At 71.2% G+C, this 18,065-nt stretch carries 16 protein-coding genes; 11 read left to right on the top strand and 5 right to left on the bottom strand.

The features are described 5' to 3' along the window. Window positions 1-28 precede the first annotated feature (28 nt). Complete coding sequence (locus AOK15_RS07315) at window positions 29-301, bottom strand: hypothetical protein (RefSeq protein WP_205632094.1); 273 nt, start codon at window positions 299-301, stop codon at window positions 29-31. Between the two features lie 517 nt (window positions 302-818). Between AOK15_RS07315 and AOK15_RS07310 the strand changes: the two genes are divergently transcribed. The 4 genes from AOK15_RS07310 to AOK15_RS48280 all read left to right on the top strand — a co-directional run bounded on the left by AOK15_RS07310 (window position 819) and on the right by AOK15_RS48280 (window position 5,701). Beyond that, window positions 819-2,087, top strand: coding sequence for an ABC transporter substrate-binding protein (locus AOK15_RS07310; protein ID WP_240508341.1), 1,269 nt, complete (start codon window positions 819-821; stop codon window positions 2,085-2,087). A gap of 362 nt (window positions 2,088-2,449) precedes the next feature. Continuing rightward, a complete protein-coding gene (locus AOK15_RS07305) occupies window positions 2,450-2,923 on the top strand; it encodes an ATP-binding protein (RefSeq protein ID WP_055513997.1) in 474 nt (157 codons plus the stop codon). A 504-nt stretch (window positions 2,924-3,427) separates the two neighbouring features. After that, complete coding sequence (locus AOK15_RS07300) at window positions 3,428-5,272, top strand: glycoside hydrolase family 15 protein (protein WP_055513995.1); 1,845 nt, start codon at window positions 3,428-3,430, stop codon at window positions 5,270-5,272. A gap of 303 nt (window positions 5,273-5,575) precedes the next feature. Continuing rightward, entirely contained in the window at window positions 5,576-5,701 is a 126-nt protein-coding gene (locus tag AOK15_RS48280) for a hypothetical protein (protein WP_276206204.1), read from the top strand. Window positions 5,702-5,725: 24 nt separating this feature from the next. Here the strand turns inward: AOK15_RS48280 and AOK15_RS07295 are convergent, their stop codons facing one another. Both AOK15_RS07295 and AOK15_RS07290 read right to left on the bottom strand, forming a co-directional pair. Then, window positions 5,726-6,448 carry a TetR/AcrR family transcriptional regulator gene (locus AOK15_RS07295; RefSeq protein WP_055513993.1) on the bottom strand — a complete coding sequence of 241 codons (723 nt, stop codon included), beginning with the start codon at window positions 6,446-6,448 and terminating at the stop codon, window positions 5,726-5,728. A 144-nt stretch (window positions 6,449-6,592) separates the two neighbouring features. Further along, on the bottom strand, window positions 6,593-7,327 hold the full coding sequence (locus AOK15_RS07290; protein WP_079058351.1) for an alkaline phosphatase family protein: 735 nt from the start codon (window positions 7,325-7,327) through the stop codon (window positions 6,593-6,595). A gap of 572 nt (window positions 7,328-7,899) precedes the next feature. Between AOK15_RS07290 and AOK15_RS07285 the strand changes: the two genes are divergently transcribed. The 7 genes from AOK15_RS07285 to AOK15_RS07255 all read left to right on the top strand — a co-directional run bounded on the left by AOK15_RS07285 (window position 7,900) and on the right by AOK15_RS07255 (window position 15,574). After that, window positions 7,900-9,729, top strand: a complete 1,830-nt coding sequence (locus tag AOK15_RS07285) for a hypothetical protein (RefSeq protein WP_055513991.1) — start codon at window positions 7,900-7,902, stop codon at window positions 9,727-9,729. Further along, window positions 9,726-10,154 (top strand): hypothetical protein, encoded by a 429-nt coding sequence (locus AOK15_RS07280; protein WP_055513989.1) that lies wholly within the window; start codon window positions 9,726-9,728, stop codon window positions 10,152-10,154. The genes AOK15_RS07285 and AOK15_RS07280 overlap by 4 nt, the downstream gene beginning before the upstream one ends. Window positions 10,155-10,371: 217 nt before the next feature. Next, entirely contained in the window at window positions 10,372-11,124 is a 753-nt protein-coding gene (locus AOK15_RS07275; protein ID WP_107099356.1) for a glycosyltransferase family 2 protein, read from the top strand. Beyond that, a complete protein-coding gene (locus AOK15_RS07270; RefSeq protein WP_055513987.1) occupies window positions 11,121-12,419 on the top strand; it encodes a glycosyltransferase family 2 protein in 1,299 nt (432 codons plus the stop codon). The genes AOK15_RS07275 and AOK15_RS07270 overlap by 4 nt, the downstream gene beginning before the upstream one ends. A 19-nt stretch (window positions 12,420-12,438) precedes the next feature. Beyond that, window positions 12,439-13,770 carry a lipopolysaccharide biosynthesis protein gene (locus AOK15_RS07265; protein ID WP_157870185.1) on the top strand — a complete coding sequence of 444 codons (1,332 nt, stop codon included), beginning with the start codon at window positions 12,439-12,441 and terminating at the stop codon, window positions 13,768-13,770. Window positions 13,771-13,805: 35 nt separating this feature from the next. Continuing rightward, entirely contained in the window at window positions 13,806-14,762 is a 957-nt protein-coding gene (locus tag AOK15_RS07260) for a glycosyltransferase family 2 protein (protein ID WP_240508340.1), read from the top strand. Further along, on the top strand, window positions 14,759-15,574 hold the full coding sequence (locus AOK15_RS07255) for a polysaccharide deacetylase family protein (RefSeq protein WP_055513981.1): 816 nt from the start codon (window positions 14,759-14,761) through the stop codon (window positions 15,572-15,574). Before AOK15_RS07260 ends, AOK15_RS07255 begins: the two co-directional genes overlap by 4 nt. A 52-nt stretch (window positions 15,575-15,626) precedes the next feature. On the opposite strand, the gene AOK15_RS07250 is transcribed toward AOK15_RS07255, so the two are convergent. Together AOK15_RS07250 and AOK15_RS07245 are read right to left on the bottom strand one after the other, a co-directional pair. Beyond that, a complete protein-coding gene (locus AOK15_RS07250; protein ID WP_157870184.1) occupies window positions 15,627-16,445 on the bottom strand; it encodes a glycoside hydrolase family 16 protein in 819 nt (272 codons plus the stop codon). Then, entirely contained in the window at window positions 16,442-17,725 is a 1,284-nt protein-coding gene (locus AOK15_RS07245) for an NAD(P)-binding domain-containing protein (RefSeq protein WP_240508339.1), read from the bottom strand. The genes AOK15_RS07250 and AOK15_RS07245 overlap by 4 nt, the downstream gene beginning before the upstream one ends. Window positions 17,726-18,065: the final 340 nt, after the last annotated feature.

The following is an 18,065-nucleotide window of genomic DNA, read 5'->3' as shown; positions in this document are numbered from 1 at the left end:
GGCCGGGCGCCCGGCCGGTGACCCGGCGTCAGTTCTGGTGGAGCCTGTTGCGCCCCGGCCCGCCGGACAGGGTGTCCTTGCCCGCGCCCCGTACAGCGTGTCGTTGCCGCTGTTGTCCTACGTCGTAGATGTCGGAGTCGTCGGACCCCATCGGGATGGGCACCGCGCACTCCGCGACGGTACTGTCCGCCGTCTTCGGGTACGTGCACGGGCGGGTCCCGGGGGTGATCGCGTACCGGTCGTCGAAGGTCAGCACATGGTCCGCCTCCGACTCCGGCCGCGGCACGATCCTCGCGGACACGCTCAGCCGGTTCGCCTGCCCCGGGGCGGCCCTGAACCGGAGCTCGCCCTCCTCGTGAACGAGGGACGCGGTCGCCCTCGGGGCGGCGTGGGCAGCGGGGACGGTGACACCCGTGACAACCCGGCTCCCGAGCGGCGGGGTGTGCCCCCGGTCCGCATCCGACGGCTCTCCGGAACGGTTTCGTACCGGGGTCTTCCCCGGGCGTCCGGGGGTTCGCCTCCCGGCCACCGCGCGAACGACGAAGCCCGGCGTGCTCCCGGCGCAGTGAACGACAGGGGCACCCATTCCGTACTTCCTGTCGTGTGTGGGACGTGTCGGGTTACTTCCGTCACATCCCTGGAATCAAAACGCAACGCCCACGGCCCCGTACCGCACCGGCGCGCCCCATACGATCAAGCCCGTCGCGAGCAGATGCGGGCGAGGCCCGCACACATGGTCAGGCGCGACGCAGGCTCGGCCGCGGTGCCGAGGTGCGGGAAGTACCGGAATTTCTGGAAGTGCTGGAAGTGGGGGAACCGTGCGCCACAGGGCCCGGATGATCGTGGCGGCCTCGGCCGCGCTGGGACTCACGGCCGGGCTGTCCGGCTGTGGCGGGAACGCGGACGCGGAGGCGGGACAGGTTTCCCTGACCGTCGTCGCGACCAACTACGGCGACGACGTCCACAAGAACTCCGAGGGGTACTGGGACCGGCTGGTGCTGGACTTCACCGCCGAGAACCCGGGCATCGAGGTGGACGTCGAGGTGTACGAGCGGGACGAGGTCGACGAGAAGGTCGCGGAACTGGTCGAGCGGGGCGAGGCACCCGACATCGTGCAGACCGACGGCTACTCCCGGTACGCCGCCGAGGACCTCCTCTACAGCGCCGACGAACTGCTCTCGGTACCGGTGCAGGCGTCCTTCATACCGAGCCTCGCGAACGCCGGGGAACTGAACCGGGTGCAGTACGGGCTGCCGTTCACCGCGAGCACCCGGCTGCTGTACTACAACAAGGACCTGTTCCGGAGGGCCGGCCTGGAGCCCCCGCGGTCGTGGGACGAACTCGTCGCCGGCGCACGGGCGTTGAAGGCGCTGGGCGTGGAGTACCCGATCGCCGTGCCGCTCGGCCCGGAGGAGGCGGAGGCCGAGACCCTGATGTGGCTGCTGGCAGGTGACGGCGGCTACACCGACGACGCCAACAGCTACGACATCGCCTCCCCGGCGAACGTGCGGACGCTGACCTGGCTGAAGGACAAGCTGGTCGGGGAGGGCCTCACCGGCCCGGTCGCGCCCGGCGAGCTGAACCGCGACGACGCCGTGCAGGCCTTCCTGAGCGGTGACGCGGCCATGGTCAACGGCCCGTTGTCGCTGATCCGGCAGATCGACGACTCCTCCGAGTCCGTGAACTACGGCTCCGTCCCGCTGCCGAGCCACGACGGCGCGGCCACGCCCACCATGGGCACCGCGGACTGGGTCATCGCTTTCAGGAACGAGGACCACCGCGACGCGATGGGACGGTTCCTCGACTTCCTCTACGGCGACAAGTACGTGACCGAGCAGGCCGCCGAGTACGAGTTGCTGCCCGTCACCACGTCCGCCGCCGACGGGATGCGCGCCGACAAGGACCACAGGCCCCTGTGGAGCGGCCTGGACACCCTGCAGAACCTGCGGCTCTACCCCGTCGGCGAGACCGACTGGTCCGAGGTGGCCGCCGCGATCCGCAAGCGGATCGGCGGGGCGGTGGCCCCGAACGGCAATCCGCGCAAGGTGCTGGAATCGATAGCCGACGTCGCCGAGTCAGCCGGGTGAGGGGAGGGCTTCGGAGCCTTTGCCGATCGGACGCCGCACCGCACTGATCACCACGGCCCCACCCCCTCAGGGTGGGTGGGGCGTACTGACGCATGCCCTCCCGTGGCGCCGGCCACCCGGACCGCGGGGAGCGGAGCCGGTGTTGCCGTGATCGACGGACGTCGCCGATCAGCCGATGTCGAGCGGAAACGATCACGGCTCGATCGGTTACGTACGGTTTCGACCAGGCGCGATGCCCACTCGATCTCCTGGGTACTCATCGGGCGAGCACGGCTAGCGTGGGCGATGTGTGGCAGTTCGCCTTTGACGCCCAGCGCCCCGTGCCCGGGCCCATCGACACCCATCGAGAGGAGGCGGCCGCGATGCCGGGCGGGGAGACAGGCTGTGGAAGCGGCGCAACGGGCGGTCCGCGCGGAGGCGCCCTCGACCTTCCCGCGCGCGGCCCCGAAACGCTTCTGCTGAAACGGCACTTCACCGGAGAGAACCTGGCCCAGGTACGGGCCCAGGTGGAGGACACGGCGGCCTCGGCGGGCCTCTGCGGGGTACGGCTCGGCGAGTTCACGCTCGCCGTCAGCGAGATCGCCAGCAACGCGGTCGAGCACGCCGGCGGCCGCGGCCATCTGGAGCTGCGCCGCCTCCCGGACGAGCTGGAGTGCCGTATCACCGACGAGGGCCCCGGCTTCGTCCCCGCCATCCCCGAACTGCTCCCCGGTCTCACCGAGGCCTGCCGCGGCCGTGGCCTCTGGCTCGCCCGTCTGGTCACCGACCGGCTGACGGTCACGACGGACACCACCGGGGCGGGGGCCGCGGTGACCCTGGCGATGCGGCTGGGATGAGACCCGGCGGGCACCCCCGGTGAGCCCCCCCTGCGGGCACCCCCAGTGAGCCCCCTGCGGGCATCCCCGGCGGCCCGCCTCGCGTGGGCACCGATGGCGAGACGCACCGATATGACCTGCGAAAGGATCACCACCTGGGCGACGGCGAAGCAGGGACTGTACCGACCGCGCTGCTGGGCCGGGTGTCCAGCGTGGACTGGTTCGTCTCCCTCGCGCGCCTGCCCTCTCCTACGCCCTCGCCGCGCCCGCCGCCGCCGCCGCGATCGGGGTACGCGACCTTCATCGGCGCAGGCCTGATCGGCGCGGTGGTCACCCCGGCCTTTCTCCATCTGCCCGGCGTGTGCGCCGTGGAGCGGGGCGAGAGCAGGGCGGGAGCCGGGGACAGCGTGAACGGGACAGAGAGCCGGACGTCTTCCGCCGGCGGCCAGGCGTCCGGGTGCGGCGGGTGGGCGCCGATCCTAAAATTGACACCGTGACATCAAGTGGTTACGGCGATGTCCCCTCATGGCCGGGCTGATCGAGGACTACGCCATCATCGGTGACCTGGAGACGGCAGCCCTTGTCGGCCGGGACGGGTCGGTGGACTGGCTGTGTCTGCCCCGCTTCGACTCCCCCGCCTGCTTCGCGGCACTGCTGGGGACGCCGGACAACGGGTATTGGCGGGTCTCACCGGCAGGAGCCGAGACCTGCAACCGCAGGGCGTACCGCGGCAACAGCCTGGTGCTGGACTCCTTCTGGGAGACCGTCTCGGGTGCCGTGAAGGTCACGGACTTCATGCCGCCGCGCACCGGTACGCCATGCCTGCTGCGCCGGATCGAGGGCCTCGCGGGAAGCGTCGACATGCGGGGAGAGCTGAGACTGCGCTTCCACCACGGGCGCGTGGTCCCCTGGACTCGCTCCGCCGAGACGTACACCCTCGCGGTGGCGGGCCCCGACTCCGTCTGGCTGGGCGCCGATCAGCGGGTCCGGGTCCAGTCCTGCGACAACCGCACCCGCTTCGACTTCCGGGTCTCGGCGGGCGAACACCTGACCCTGATGCTCATCTGGTCGCCCTCCCATCTGCCCGGCCCCGGCTGGGGCGATCCGCACGCCGCGCTCGCCCGCACCCTCGACTTCTGGGAGGACTGGGCGTCCCAGTGCCGCTACCGGGGGCCCTGGCGCGAGGCGGTGGTGCGCTCGCTGATCACGCTCAAGGCACTCACCTACGCGCCCACGGGCGGCATCGTCGCGGCGCCGACGACCTCCCTGCCGGAATGCATCGGCGGTGAGCGCAACTGGGACTACCGGTTCTGCTGGCTCCGCGACGCCACGCTCACCCTGTCCTGTCTGCTGCGCAGCGGGTTCCAGGACGAGGCGGAGGCCTGGCTGAACTGGCTGCTGCGGGCCATCGCGGGCGATCCGGCGGATCTGCAGGCGCTCTACGGCCTGGCGGGACAGCGACGGCTCCAGGAGTCGGAGGCGATGTGGCTGCCCGGATACCAGGGCTCGCAGCCCGTCCGCTTCGGTAACGCGGCGGTGAACCAGCTCCAGTTGGACGTCTACGGAGAGGTGCTGGACACGCTCCATCTCGCGCTGCGCGCAGGTATCCCCATCCAGCACCACATGTGGAGCCTGGTGAACTCGCTGATGAGCTATCTCGGTGAGCACTGGCGGGAGCCCGACGAGGGCCTGTGGGAGGTGCGTGGGCCCCGGCGCCATTTCGTCCACTCGAAGGTGATGACCTGGGTCGCCGCCGACCGCGCGCTGCGCATGGCGCACATGCTGGGAATCAACGGTTCGGCGCAGCGCTGGCGGGCCATGCGCGACGAGGTGCACCAGGAGGTGTGCCGGGAGGGCTGGGACGAGCGGCAGCGGTCCTTCGTGCAGTCCTACGGTTCCCGGGCGCTGGACGCCTCGACGCTGCTGATCCCGAAGCTCGGTTTCCTCCCCGCGCATGACGAGAGGGTGCTCGGCACCGTCGAGGCGAGCAGGTCGCTGGCGGAGGACGGGTTCCTCCGCCGTTACGCGGACATCCGGCACGGGGTGCACGGCGTGGACGGGCTGCACGGGCCCGAGGGGACGTTCGTCGCGTGTTCGCTGTGGTTCGCCGACGCGCTCGCCGCGACCGGGCGGCCCGAGGAGGCGTGCGAGACGTTCGAGAGGGTCCTGGACATCCGCAACGACGTGGGGCTGCTGTCCGAGCAGTGGGATCCGCAACGGCACCGGCAGCTCGGGAACACCCCCCAGGCGTTCAGTCACATCGCCCTGGTCGACACGGCCTTCCAGCTGGGGAAGTCGCTCAACTCCCCGGGCGGCGCGTCGGTCAGGGCGCGGTACCTAGCCCCGTGGGAGGTGACTGCCGAGTACTGACGGCTCTCATCAGCACCATGCCGGTGTCTCCGCAGTCGGGCAGGGTGGGGGCGGCTCGATGCGGGTGCCCCCGAGCCGCTCGGTGTACGGGGGCGAAGACCCGGCGCACGATCGCGCGGTCCACCGAGCAGCCCGGCCAACGCGACGCGACGCCTATGCGGTAGGTCGGCATGTTCCCCATGAAGGAGGCGACGAGAGGGCCACCCGGGGCACGGACATGGCGAAGGCCGGCAGAAGTCGGCGAACTCGTCCGGGTCCTCGGTGACGCTCCCGGCCACGAAGTTCATGGACGCGAGGTCGTAGGTGCCCGCCGGGACCGAGCGGGCGTCGCTGTGCCGCGAGGACACCGCCGCCGAGCAGGGCGTTCGCGGAGCCGACCCGATACGCGAGCGGACGTACGGTGGGCCCGCCCTCGGGCCCACCATGTGACCCTGCGTGACGATGTCGGCCCCGCTACGCTTCGCCGCCCACCAGCCGGTCGAGCAGGGCGTCCAGACCGGTGGCCAGCCCCTCCGGCCCGCCCTGCTCGGCGAGCGCCGCGGCGGTCTCCCTCAGCGTGGGCAGTTCCTGGGGCGAAAGGCGGTGCAGTCCCATGCGGAAGGCGGGATCCGTCTCGTCCGGGTTGTCCACCATGGGGCGCAGTTCCACGGAGAGGTAACCGAGGAGCCAGGCGGTGTACGCCCGGAAGACGGCGGAGGTCCGGGTCTCGTCGAGCCCTGCCCCCCGCAGCAGGGCGAGCACCCGTTCGTGGTCGCGCAGAACGGCGAGCGGACGCCGGGCCAGCGGGACCGCGAGCATGCGCGTGGCGAGAAGCGGCACGGCCTGCGGATGGGCGAGGCAGACCTCGTACGTCGCCCGGGCGATGCGGTGGAGCCCGGAGCGCCATCCGCCCTCGACGGCGTCGGTCGCGGGTTCCGCGGCCAGGCGTCCCTCCAGTTCCAGGTAGAGGGCCTCGACGAGGCCGTCGAGGAGGGCGTCCTTGCTCGCCGCGTATCGGTAGAGCGCCATCGCCTCCACGCCGAGCTCGGCGCCCAGACGGCGCATGCTCAGGGCGGAAAGCCCTTCGCGGTCGACCAGTTCCAGGGCGGCGGCCAGGACACGTTCCCGGCTGAGCCTGCCGTACCGCCCGCGGTCGCTGGCACGCCTGCTCGGGTCGGTTCCCGAGGGCTTCTCCATCGTCCTGCCTCCTCACACCCGGTCGGCAACCACCCCGGCATATACGGTGTAAACATACGCTACCTCCCGCCGTCGGGGACCTGGCGAAGGGCCGGACGGACCCGCTGGATGAGCCTCGCGCTCGCAGGATTCACGGCATTCCCCTCAGCCATCGGTCCACACGTCCAGGGCTTCCGCGTCGGCGCTGTGCCCCAGCGGCTCCAGGTCATACGCGTCCAGCAGGGTGCGCAGCAGTCCGTACAGGTTGTTCGGCTGGGAATGCTCGCCCGGCTTCACGCCCTCGCCGACGAGAAGGGTGGGAATCCGGTTGGACAGCTCGCCCTGTGACTCGTCCTCGTCCCAGGTGACCACCAGCAGGCTGTTGCGGGTCATCGCCCAGTCCGCGTAGTCGCCCAGGTTGTCCCGGAGCCAGGTGTCCGCCTTCCGCACACTGCCGTCGTGCATGTCGTGCTCCAGGTCCGGGATGACGAAGGAGACGGTCGGCAGATCCTCGAAGGAGCGCGGGAAGTCGGTCCACGGGCGGTTGACGGAGGCGGGAAGGTTGCTGAAGTTCACCCAGGGGTTGTGGCGACGCGCGTAGGCACCACTTCTGCAGCCGGTGTAGCCGACACGGGGCATGCTCTGCGCGTAACCGGCGAAGGTGAGGTCGGCCTGGAGGAGTTGAGAGCCGAGGTTCCGGGCCGTGAGGGTGTGCGGGCAGCTGTCGTTGCGCACCCCCAGCGTGGACCCCGCGAACATCGCCAGGTAATTGGGCTGACTCGGATGGGTGATGGCGTAGAACTCGGTGAGGGAGGCGCCCCGCAGGGCCCGTTCGTTGAGGTACGGGGCGTCGGCACTTCCGATGATCTGGTCGTACCCGCGGTTCTCCTCGACCACCACGACGACATGGTCCGGACGGGACCCCGGACCGGGACGCCGCGCTGTCGCAGCCGTCCGCCATCAGGACCATCGCCATGACGGCCGCCCAGGCGACGAGCCCCCTCGCCGCCGGGCCCCCCGGCCCCGGTACCGTCCTCGTCCCTCGCGATCTCATCGCCGTCCCTCCATCACCGCTCCGTCGCGCTGTTCTGCGTGCCCGCCGGAAACCGCCGCTTGCAGTGATCGACAGAACGTTCACAATGAGTACTAATACCCCATATCGGTAGCCGTGGATCGCTGACGTGCGCCACCCGACCGGATTCCCGTCAGCCGGTTTCGCCCATCGGCCCTCCGCTGGGGTGACCCGCAGGCAGTTCCGTATCCGGGGAGTGGCACATGAGTCGCGTCGATGCCCCTGTCCGCCTCTCCGAGGGGGCGGCAGGTCCGCCCCGGGAGCCGGGGCCGGGCATCACGGCCCCGCGCCCGCCCGGCCGGCCCCGTCACGGCGCGGGCCTGCGACGGCCACCTCGTCCCGACGCAAGCCCTCGACCGGGGACCGACGTCGGAGCACCGGCTCCCCGGGAGAGTCCCTCATGGGCAAGCTCCAGACGTTGACGCTCTGGCGCATGGCCTCGATCACCAGTACCGTCGCGCGGCGCCCCGGCCCGGCCGACCGACGCCGGCCACACGGAACCACACCCCGTCAGTGGACCGTACGAGTCGCCCTCCCCCTCGCCCTCGCGCTCTGGCTCGCGTCGCTGCGCCATGTGGAACTCGACGGAATGCGCGACTACGGCCTGCTCCAGGTGCTGCCGGCGCTCTTCTGGGTCGCCCCCGCGCTGCTCGTCTTCGGCTTCTGCCTGGCGCTGACGGACCGACGGACCCGGAGCGGCTGGCTCGCGGGGTACGTCCTGGGGCTCATCGCGGTGATCCACGCGACGCCCACCCTGCTCTACCCGACACTGCGTTACAGCTGGGCCTGGAAGCACGTGGCGGTCGTCGACGCCGTGATCCGCCACGACGGCGAGGTACCGGGCGCGGGCAAGCTCGACATCTACAACCAATGGCCGGGATTCTTCGACCTCAACGCGCTCTTCCTCCAGGCCACCGGCCTGGATTCGGCGCTGGGCTACGCGGCCTGGGCCCCGCCCGTCTTCAACGTGGTACTGCTCGCCCCCCTGTTGCTGCTCTTCCGCACGGTGACGCGTGACCGTCGGCTGATCTGGGGCGGGGCGTGGATCTACTACTCGTGCTCATGGGTGGGGCAGGACTACTTCGCTCCCCAGGCCTTCACCTTCCTGCTGTTCGTGACGGTGATCGCCCTCACGATGGGTCAGTTGCCCAACTCGACGCTGTACGACACGGACTCCGGCGGCCCCGTCGGCCGATGGCGTGCCGGGCGTTTCGCGCTGATCGTGCCGCTCGAGGCCGTCATCGTCTCGTCGCACCCGTTGACTCCGCTGATGCTGATCAGCGCACTGGTCGCGCTGTCCCTTCCGCGCCGCAACCGACGGGTCGTCCTGCCGGTCCTGGCCGGCGCGGTTGTTCTGGCCGCGGCCTGGGGTGCCACCGTGGCCCGGCCGTATCTCTCGGAGAACCTCAACGACTTCCTGGGCGCCCTGCTGCGGCCCGACACCAATGTCACCTCCGGGCTGGCCGCGTTGGGCTCCGCCGCCCCGGGCCAGGTCGTGGTGTCCTGGGTCGACCGGGGGCTGTCGGCCGGCGTGTTCCTTCTGGCGGCCGTCGCCTTCCTCGTCCGCCCCTGGGTCCGCCGCACCGGCCTTCTCCTGCTGGTCCTGGCCCCTCTGCCGACGCTCGTGGCGAATTCCTACGGCGGGGAGATGATCTTCCGCGCCTATCTGTTCGCGCTGCCCGCGGCCGCCCTGCTGATCTCGGCGCTCCTCTTCCAGTGGGGCCGGCGTCCGCGCCTGCGCATGCTCGTGGTCTATCCGCTGCTGCTGGCCCTGCTCACGGGGCTGTTCTTCGGCTACTACGGCAAGGAAGCGGCGAACCACTTCACCGAGGGCGAGGCCGCCGCCGGGCAGTTCGTGGCCGCCACCGCCCCTCCCGGGTCCACGGTCGTCTCCCTGACCTCGGCCGTCCCCGGTCTGTATCTGCGCTACGACACGAACCCGAGGGTTCAGTTGGACGAGCAGGAGATCGACGACCGGCGACGGCTGGTGGAGGACCCCGTGAAGGGCCTGGAGCCGTTCCTCCGGCGGACCACCGCGGAACGGCCCGCCTACATCATCCTGAGCCGGGCCCAGGCCGCCGAGCTCTACCTCAGAGGGGTCCTGCCGGCCGACACCGTGCGGCGCACGGACACCGCCCTGTCCAAGACGTGGGGTTACGTCCCCGTCTACCGCGACAAGGACGCGGTGGTCTACCGGTACCAGCACGACCGGAGCGGAGGGCGCCGTTGAACACACTCCGGTGGTGCCTCGCACTGTCCGGCTGGGCGGCCCTGGCCGCGGTCACCCTCCTACCGGAGGGAAACATCCCGCGCGCCGTGGTGACGACAGCCTTCCTGCTCGTCTGCCCCGGCCTGGCCGCCGCACGCTGGGCCCGGTCGGCCCCGGTGCGAGCGACGGACCGGACGGCCGCCGGGGAGAGAGCCCTTCTGGCCCTGGTGCTCAGCCTGTCGCTGGCGGTGCTCGCCGTGGAGCCGATGTTCCTGGGCGGCACGTTCACGACCGTGCGAGCGATGCTGGCGCTCGCCGCCGTCACCTCCCTCCTGGCCCTGCTACCCGGCCCCGGCGGCGGTCGTCGCCGGTCCACGCCGGCCCCGCCAAACGAGGACACACCCGAGCCCGCCACCGAGCGGCCCGAGCGGCCCGACGCCGGGTGAGTCCCGCCGGCGCCCTTCACGAGGTCTGACCGCCGGCCCGCCCCGGACGCACCGGCGGTTCCGCACACCCGCGGGCCCCCGTTCCCGTCCTGCGAAGCAGCCTCACTCACCCCTGACGCGCTCCTGATCCCCACTCTCCGCTTGACGCTGCGGATAAATCGGGCGAAAGTGTACGTATACTTCGTAAACATATGGCGTAGAGCCCGGGAGACCGATCATGTACAGCGATCCGATCAACAGCCGCGAGGGGACCGCCACGACGCCCGCCACGGTGAGCCTGGTCGTGCCCGCCCGCAACGAGGCCCGGAACATCCCCTGGGTCTTCGAGCAGATCCCGACGTGCGTGGACGAGGTCATCCTCGTCGACGGCGACTCCAGCGACGCCACCGTCCCCATGGCGCAGCACTGCCTCCCGACGGTGCGCCACGTACGGCAGAGCGGCCCCGGAAAGGGCAACGCCCTGCGTACCGGCTTCCTGGCAGCTACGGGAGACTTCGTGGTGATGATGGACGCCGACGGCAGCATGTCTCCGTCGGAGATCCCCCACTTCCTGCACTTCCTGGAGAACGGCTACGACTTCGTCAAGGGGTCGAGGTTCGTCGCCGGGGGCGGTTCCCTCGACATCACCCCCCTGCGCCGGATGGGCAACCATGTGCTGCTCGCCACCGCCAACCGGCTCTACCACGCCTCCCTGACGGATCTGTGCTACGGCTTCTGCGCCTTCCGGCGCAGCTTCCTGGACCTGCTCGACCTGCACGCCTCCGGCTTCGAGATCGAGGCCGAGATGACCGTGCACGCCCTGCGCTCGGGTCTGCGCATCGCCGAGGTCCCGAGCCTGGAGCTGCCCCGGCGCAGCGGTCGCTCCAACCTGCACGCCATCTCCGACGGGCGCCGGGTCCTGCGCACCCTGCTCTCGGAACACGCGAGCCCCCGGCCCGCCGACCGTCGGCCCGCGCCGAACGCGTCATGACCTCCGCCCCGGTGCGCCCCGACCCCGTTCACCCTCCGGTGACCGTCGTCGACGTGGACCTCGCTCGTCCGGGCGAGTTCCGGCTCCCCGGGCCCCACGGAGGGATCAGGCCGCAGGGAGAGGTCCGGGCCCTCGTACGGCTGCACGGTCTGCCGCTGGGCATGGTCAGCGCCGCGGACCCCTCCGGCCCCGAGGGGCTGTGGCGGGCGGTCGCCGACACCGCCCACCGGGAACTGGCCGACCAGATCGCCCGGCACCGCACGGCGGACCGGACGGCACCCCGGGACCGCGGCACCGACGCATGGTCCTGCCAGGCCGTCCCACGCCGTCCGCTCCAGCGGCAACCGGTCATCAGCGTGGTGGTGGCCACTCGCAACCGGGCGGAGCAGCTGCGTTCGTGTCTGCGCTCACTCCTGCGGTGCGAGTACCCCGAGTTCGAGATCATCGTGGTCGACAACGCCCCGGCCGACGGCACGACCGAAGCACTGGTCCGCCAAGTCTTCAGGGGCCGGGTCCGCTATGTCCGCGAACCGGTCGCCGGGCTGGCCCGCGCCCACAACGTGGGCCTCGCCCAGGCACGCGGCCCTGTCGTCGCCTTCACGGACGACGACACGCTCGCCGACCCCGCCTGGCTGTCCGCCCTGGCGGAGGCGTTCGTACGCGACCCGCGCGTCGGGTGCGTCACCGGACTGATCGTGCCCGCCGAGCTGGAGACCCCGGCCCAGAGAGCGCTGGAGCGGCAGGGCGGCTTCGCGAAGGGATACCTGCCGCGCGTCTGGTCCCTGTCCGATCCCCCCGAGGACCCGCTGTTCCCGTTCACCGCCGGGCGCTTCGGCTCCGGCGCCAACATGGCCTTCCGCACCGACGTCCTGCGCGCCCTGGGCGGTTTCGACCCCGCGACCGGTGCCGGGGCCCCGGGCCGGGGCGGCGACGACCTCCTCTCCTTCTTCGAGGTCCTGGCCGCCGGTCACGCCCTCGCCTACCAGCCGAACGCCATCATCTGGCACCGTCACCGCCGCACGCCGGACGCCGTCGCGCAACAGGCGTTCGCCTACGGCGCCGGACTCGGCGCCTATCTGACCGGCGCGCTGGTCAGGAACCCCTGCCGGCTGCCCGCGCTGCTGCGCCGCCTGCCCCGTGGGGTCCGTTACACCATGGCCAGGTCACGCGACCGCAAGGCCGATCCCGAAGCCGACTGGTCCGGTCGCCTGGCCCTCCTCGAGGTGCGCGGCATGGTCTACGGCCCCTGCGGTTATCTCCGTGGGCGTCTCGTCGGCGCCCACCGCGGAAGCTGACCCGATCGAGGTGAACGGCATGGACACAGCCTCGCCCACGAGGTCCACGGCCATGCGAAGGCGCTCCGTTCCCGCCGTGCTGCGCGCCGGTGTCGCCGCCGCGCTTCCCCGGGAACCCGTCCTGCGCACCGGGCACCTCCTCGCGATCAGTTCCCTCGTCAACGCGGGCTTCGGCTTCATCTTCTGGATCTTCGCGACGCACTTGTACGACGAGCGGATCGTGGGCCTGAGCTATTCGGCGCTCTCGGCGTCCCTGCTGCTCACGGGAATCGGGCAGCTGAACCTGAACGACTTCCTGGTGCGGTTCGTGCCGTCCGCCGGCCGCCGCACCCGCCGGCTCGTCCTCACCTGCTATGCGGCGAGCACCTCCTTCAGCCTGCTGGCCGCCACGGTGTTCCTGGCGTTGGTACCGGTGGTCGCGCCCGAACTCGACTTCCTGTTGACCCCGATGGCCGCGGTCTGTTTCGTGGTGGTGACCGCCGGTTACGCCGTCTTCGTCCTCCAGGACGGTGCCCTCACCGCCGTCCGCCGCCCCGGCTGGGTGGTGGCCGAGAACGCCATCTTCTCCGTGGCGAAGATCCTGCTGCTCGCCGCCGGCGCGGCCCTGGCCCTGCTCTCCGGGATCCTGCTCGCCTGGGCGGGGGCCCTGGTGATCTCGCTGCTGGTGGCCAACGCCGTCCTGCTGCGCCGGGCCGTCCCCCGGCACGAGCGGGAGACCGAGACCAAGCCGCCGCCTCCCCGCCTGCTCGGATACGCCGCGGCCGACTGGCTCGGCTCCCTGTTCCAACTGGCCGCGTACGCCCTGGTCCCGCTGCTCGTGCTGAACGATCTGGGTGCGGAGCAGAGCGCCTTCTTCTCGGTGGCCTGGAGCGTCGCCTACGTGCCCTACCTGCTCGCCCGCAACATGGGGACGTCCCTGCTGGCGGAGTCGGTCCGGCGTCCCGAGCGTCTCGTGGAACACGGTCTGCGCGTCCTGCGCCATTCGGGTCTGCTGCTGATCGGCATCACGGTCGTGCTGGTGGCGGCGGCTCCGCAGATCCTGTCCCTCTTCGGCGCCGCGTACGCGGCCGAGGGCAGCACGCTGTTGCGGCTGCTGGCGCTGTCCGCGCTGCCGAACCTCCTGCTGAGCGTGGCCATCGATGTGGCGCGGGCACGGCGGAGGCTGCGCTGGGCGGTCACCCTCCAGGTGGCCCTGTGCGTCCTGGTGCTCGGGCTCTCCGGTCTCCTGATGCCCGTGCTCGGCGTCACGGGCGCGGGCGTCGCCTGGCTGGTCGCCCAGTGTGTCATCGCCGTCTTCCTGATCGTCTTCCGGTCCCGCTGGCTCGTCCCCGTAACTGAGAGGTCGTCATGAACAGCCCGCTCTCCCCAGAACGCCACCTTCCCAGCATGTCGGTCGTCGTCTGCGCCTATACCCTCGACCGCTGGGAGGACCTGCGGGCCGCGATAGCGTCGCTGCTCGGTCAGTCCCGTGCCGTCGACGAGATCGTGCTGGTCGTCGACCACTGCCCCGGCCTCTATCAGCGGGCTTCGAAGGAACTGCACGGTGTCCGGGTCGTACCCAACGAAGGCCGTCGCGGCCTGTCCGGGGCCCGTAACACGGGCGTGGCGGTCTCCCGCGGCGAGGTGGTGGCGTTCCTCGACGACGACGCCGCCGCGGAACCCGACTGGGCGGAACGTCTGCTGGCGCCCTACGGCGACCCTCGGGTGGCGGGCGTCGGAGGCTTCGTACGGCCGCGCTGGTCCACCGGCCGGCCGGTGTGGTTCCCGCCGGAGTTCGACTGGGTCGTGGGTTGCTCCTACCGCGGACTGCCCGAACGGGCCGCGCCGGTGCGCAATTTCATCGGCGCCAACATGTCGTTCCGCAGGACGGCACTGCTGGAGGTCGGTGGATTTCTGAACAGTCTGGGGCGCGTGGGCGTACGACCGGCGGGCGACGAGGAGACGGAGCTGTGCCTTCGCATCGCAGCCCGCCACCCCGATGCTGTCCTGCTGTACGAACCCGCCGCGGAGGTGCACCACAGGGTTCCCGAGGCACGTACCCGCTGGTCCTACTTCCGCTCCCGTTGTTATGCGGAGGGCGGCAGCAAGGCACTGGTGTCGAGCGAACGCGGCAGCGGGCCGGCCCTGGCCAGCGAGCGCACCTACCTGCGGTCGACCGTTCCGCGGGCCCTCGTGCGCAGCCTGCGTCCTCGTCCCGGTGCGCTGCGCACGGCCGGCGCGCTGTCCGCGGGGGTGTCCGTCACCGTCGCCGGATACTTCGTCGGACGGGGACGGCAGTGGGCCTCCCGGCTCGCGTGGCGACCGCGCGCCGCGGCGGAGCCGTTGGTGGGGGGATCGTCATGAGCGTCGTACCCGTCTTCCTGTACCACGCGGTGTCGGACGATCCCCCGCCCTGGCTCGCGCCGTTCACGGTGAGCCCGCGCACCTTCACGGAGCACCTGGACGTGATCGCCGACAGCGGCCTCACGGTGATCCCGCTGCGGCAGCTGGTCACGGCACTGCTCGGCGGCCCTCCCCCGCCGCCCCGGTCCGCCGTGCTGACCTTCGACGACGGATACGCGGACTTCGCCTCCACGGTGGCTCCGCTCCTCCTGGACCGGGGACTTGCCGCCACCCTGTACGTCACCACGGGCGCCCCGGGCGGCTTCGGACGGCCGTCGGGGGGCGGACCGTTCCCGTACGTGGCCACTCTCAGCTGGCGTCAGGTCCGGGAACTGGACGCGGCGGGCTTCGAGATCGGCGGACACAGCAGGACCCATCCGCAACTGGACACCCTGCCCCAGGAGTCGGTGCGGGAGGAGGTGACCGGGTGCAAGCGGGAGATCGAGGACGTGCTCGGGCATCGGGTGGTCTCGTTCGCCTACCCGCACGGGTATTCCAGCCGGGCCGTCCGCGCACGAGTGAGGGAGGCCGGCTGGACCTCGGCCGCTGCCATCCGGGCCGCTTCGGCCTTCAGCACGCAGCGGGACGACCCGCTGATGTTCGCCCGGCTCATGGTGCGGGCCGACACCGGCCGGGAGCGCTTCATGCGCTGGACCCGGGGTGAGGGCGCTCCCGTGGCGCCGTTCGCCGAAGGGGCGGCGACCAGGGGCTGGCGCGCGTACCGCCGGACGAGAGCGGCGGTCGGACTGCCGTACCGGGCGCTCCGCGCCTGACCGGCGCACCGGGGCAGCGTTGACGCTTCCTGGGCTTTTCGCCGAGGAAGCGTCAACGCTGCCAGACGCGGACCCAGTCCACGAGCATCCGGGCCGAGTCGGTGCTCGGCGGCGGGGGCTTGAGCAGGCCGACGGCCAGGTTGAGGATGACTTCCATCGGCACGTGCGGAATCCGTTCCGGAGCGGTCACCCTGAACCGTTCGACACCGTCCACGTACCAGACGAGTCTGTCCTTCTCCCACAGCAGGGCGAAGACGTGGTAGTCGTCGGGGAAGCCGGGCGCCGCGAAGGCTCCCCGCTGTTTGCGCTCGTCGCCCTCGGCGTTCCGCCAGTGCACGTACATGGTCAGTTCGTCGGGGGCGCCGAGGAACTCCATGATGTCGATCTCGGGCGGGGTGAAGCGGCTCGCGGGAATCAACCAGAAGGCGGGCGCCATCCCGCTCTGTGCCGGGATGCGGATCGCCGCCTCGAAGTAGCCGTAGGTGAAGGTCTCCCTCGGCTCGGCGTACCAGTCGTCCCGGCCGGTGGAGATCATGCCGGACACCCAGGGGTGCAGCTGGCCGTCGCTGCCACGGACCGTACGGCGTTCGGCGGCGAGGGTCAGCTTCCCCCCGTCCACGGAGACCTGACCGGGCCGGTACCACTCCAGTTCCCCGCTGGTGCCGATGGTGCAGCCGTCATCGTTCCAGTCGTAGCAGGTGGTCCAGCGCTTCCTGTCGAGTCGCGAGCCGTCGAAGTCGTCATGGAACTCGAGGTGCCAGTCGCCGGGGACGGGGGGCTTGGGCTCCGGGACCGCCCGGGTGGTGCTGCCGCAGCCGCAGGTGACCAACAGCAGCAGCAGCACACCCAGCATCGCGCCCCGTGCTGTCACGGACGTGACCGGGTCCCGGCCGCGAGGGAGCCGGCCACTCTGCGCGCGGCGAATCCCGTGCCCGCGACGAACCGCAGGACGGGCCCGAAGGTGGGAGCTGCCGCCAGCCCGGTGAAGAAGAGTCCGGGCACGGAGGACTCGAAGCCGCGGGAGAGTCGGGGGGCGCCGCGGAACGTCCTTACCTCCCGGCGCAGTTCGGGCGCCATCAGGCCGAGCCGGTCCACGTCCACCCGATACCCCGTGGCCAGGAGCAGATGGTCGACGTCGAGCACCTCGGTACGGCCGGCGGGGTCGGCGACCAGGAGGCGCACCTGGCCGTCCACGACCTCCACGGAACGCGGCGTACGGGCGCGCAGGACGGGGAAGTGGTCCTCCACCCGGTGCCGCAGCCACCATGCGCCGGACGGGCCGAGGACGGTGTGCAGCAGCCGCATCCGCACCCCTTCCGGCAGATGGCGAAAGGCGACGCCGCCGTAGCTGCACGCCAGCAGTGACCAGCCGGGGCCGAGCGGCGAACCCGGTTTGGCGATCCTCACCGTGCGGGGCCGCTCGGCGGGACGGTCGGTGTCCGGGGGGCCGCCGAACGCGAGACCCTCGGCACGGGCGATCACGATCGGACGGGCACCCGACTCGTGCAGGAGCGCGGCGCTTTCCAGTGCCGACTGCCCGGCGCCGAGCACCGCGACCCGCTGCCCCGAGAACCGGGTCAGATCATGGTGGCGACTGGCGTGGGACACCCGGTCGGCGGGGAAGGGACCGCCCAGTTCCGGGGGCTCGTGGGAGAAGGGAACCTGACCGGTGGCCATCACCACGTTCTCGGCGAGGAACTGCTCCCCGGAGTCGAGAGTGATGGCGAACAGTCCGTCCGCCGCCCGGACGCTTCGTACCTTCTGCTGTTCCAGTTCCGGCACACGCCGTTCCTGGAACCACTTCCCGTACTCGATCATCTCCTCGACGGGGATGGGGTACAGGTCGCCCACGGGTCCGAGACCTCGTGCCGCCCGGAAGTCCTCGATGCGGTATCCGGGTTCGGGGGCGGAGAGGGAGGAAGCGGCGGGTACCGACTTCAGGTACATGCCTGCGGGCATGTTGGCCCGCCAGCTCTCCATGGGGTCGCCGAACACCCGCTGCGGGATCCCTTTCGTGCTCAGCCAGGCGGCTGTGGAGAGCCCGTACGGGCCGGCGCCGATGACGACGGCGGGTACCCGTTGCCGGGAGTCACGGGTGGTCATGTTCCTGGCAGCTCGGTGCCGTGCCACGAATCCGGTGTCCACTGGCATGGTGATTCCCTCCTCAGGACCCACGTGGGGACTTTTCTGGCAGACGTGCCCGGGTGTCGCCCACAGCCGTGGGCCGCGTGTTTCCGTCGTCCAGGGGCGGCGCCGTCATCGTCGGGCACCCGCCCGACGGGCTGACTCCCGCAGGACTGGCGTGCCGGTGTGTCGGTGAGCCACCAGTGGCTGTGGGCGAACCCCGGTGACTTGCGGAGGCTGCTCGCCACAAGCCACAACCAGGTCAGCAGGGGCAGCGCCAGCGGATCGCCGGCTTCTTGATCCGTGCTCACCCCGGCGAGTTCCAGCAGGGCGCGGTCCTCGTCCGGCACCCGGCCGCCGCGCACCG

Origin of the sequence: Streptomyces ossamyceticus (assembly GCF_001418475.1) — a bacterium.
Lineage (GTDB): Bacteria > Actinomycetota > Actinomycetes > Streptomycetales > Streptomycetaceae > Streptomyces > Streptomyces ossamyceticus.
Note: the sequence above shows the minus strand (reverse complement) of the source record. Positions and strands in the feature narration are given on the sequence as shown.